This is a genomic window from Streptomyces sp. NPDC051172 (genome assembly GCF_040682555.1).
In the GTDB taxonomy this organism is placed as follows: domain Bacteria; phylum Actinomycetota; class Actinomycetes; order Streptomycetales; family Streptomycetaceae; genus Streptomyces.
Genome location: NZ_JBFBBE010000317.1, coordinates 1 through 1,688, shown reverse-complemented (window position 1 = coordinate 1,688; position 1,688 = coordinate 1). Strand labels below are relative to the sequence as shown.

The window sequence follows — 1,688 nt, the reverse complement described above, 5'->3', positions numbered from 1 at the left end:
CCCGTGCCGGGGCGGGCCTGCTCGCCGCGGCCGTGCTCATGGTGGGGCTCTCCGGTTGCGCGGTCGCGGAGGACGGCGGCGAGGCCGCGTCCGAGGCCGCGAGCTCCTCGTCCTCGCAGGCGACGGACACCTCGGCCGAGGCCGGGGGACAGCCCGTGGCGGACACCGCCGTGGGGAACGCCGCGAGGACCGCGCTGCCCTCCGTGGTGACCATCTCCGCGACGTCGAGCTCCGCCTCCGGTTCCGGTTCCGGGTCGATCCTGGACACGGAGGGGCACATCCTCACGAACACCCACGTGGTCACCCTCGGCGGCCAGGCCAACGACGCCGAGCTGACGGTGCGCACCTCGGACGGGGAGGTCTACGCTGCCACCGTCGTGGGCACCGACCCGCTGTCCGACCTGGCCGTCATCAAGATCGACGCCCCGGACCTCACCCCCATCCAGATCGGCCGGTCCGGGGATTTGAAGGTCGGGGACGAGGCCGTCGCCATCGGCGCCCCCCTGGGCCTGCCGAACACCGTGACCGACGGGATCATCTCCACCCTGGACCGGACCATCGCGGTGGCGTCCTCCGAGGCGCCCGAGCCGCAGGGCGAGAGCTCCGGCTCGTCCTCCGGCTCCGACCAGTACCGTTTCCAGCTGCCGGGCACCCCGCAGGGCACCCGGGGCGAGGTGTACATCAACGTGCTGCAGACCGACGCGGCCATCAACCCCGGCAACTCCGGAGGCGCGCTCGTCGACGCCGAGGGTCGCCTGGTGGGCGTGAACGTCGCGATCGCCTCGACCGGCCAGGACCCGAGCGAGGCGGGCAACATCGGGGTCGGCTTCGCCATCCCCGTGGACTACGCCCAGCGGGTCGCGCAGGACCTGATCGACCACGGCAAGGCCACGCATGCCATGCTCGGCGTGAGCGTCACCCCGGAGCCCGCCGAGGTGCAGGGCGGCGGCGAGAACGCTCAGACCGTGTTCAGCGACGGCGCCCGCGTCCAGCAGGTCGTGGAAGGGTCGGCGGCCGACGCGGCCGGGTTGAAGGAGGGCGACGTGATCACCGCCGTCGGCGACCGCGCGGTGATCGACTCCGAGTCCCTCACCGCCGTCGTCCGCGAGTACCGCGTGGGAGACTCGGTGGACGTCACCTACCTCCGCGACGGCGCGGAGCAGAAGACCGAGGTGACGTTCACGGAGGACACCCAATCCTGACCACCACACTCACCACCCCCGCTGAGCTCGCCGCCCACCACGGCTGGCGCCGGGTCTTGGCCGTCGGCGCCCATCCGGACGACCTCGACTTCGGGGCCGCCGCCACCCTGGCCGGATTCAGCGCGGCCGGGCTGCACATCGAGCTGTGCATCGTGACGGACGGGGACGCCGGCGGCTTCGACTCGGAGGGTGCCGAGGCGATGACCGCCCGCCGGCACGCCGAACAGCGCGCGGCCGCCGCCGTCGTCGGTGCCGCCGAGGTCCACTTCCTCGGCGAGCGCGACGGACACCTCGAGCCGGACCACGGCGTGCGCCGCAAGCTCGTGGCCCTGATGCGCCGCGTCCGCCCGGACGTCGTCCTCAGCACCCACCCCGAGCGGGACTGGGAGCGGATGCAGGCCGCCCACCCGGACCACCTCGCCTGCGGCGAGGCCGTGGTGCGCGCCGCGTACCCGGCGGTCGAGAACCCGTACGCGTACCCGGAGC

Annotated in this window: 2 protein-coding genes; both read left to right on the top strand. The window is 73.6% G+C overall.

Features of this window, described 5'->3' with window-relative positions:
• Nucleotides 1-1,202: trypsin-like peptidase domain-containing protein (locus tag AB0N07_RS50685; RefSeq protein WP_365847735.1), on the top strand; the 1,202-nt coding region annotated here is incomplete at its 5' end.
• Nucleotides 1,203-1,258: 56 nt separating this feature from the next.
• The coding region (locus tag AB0N07_RS50680) for a PIG-L family deacetylase (protein ID WP_365847733.1) at nt 1,259-1,688 on the top strand (430 nt) is incomplete at its 3' end.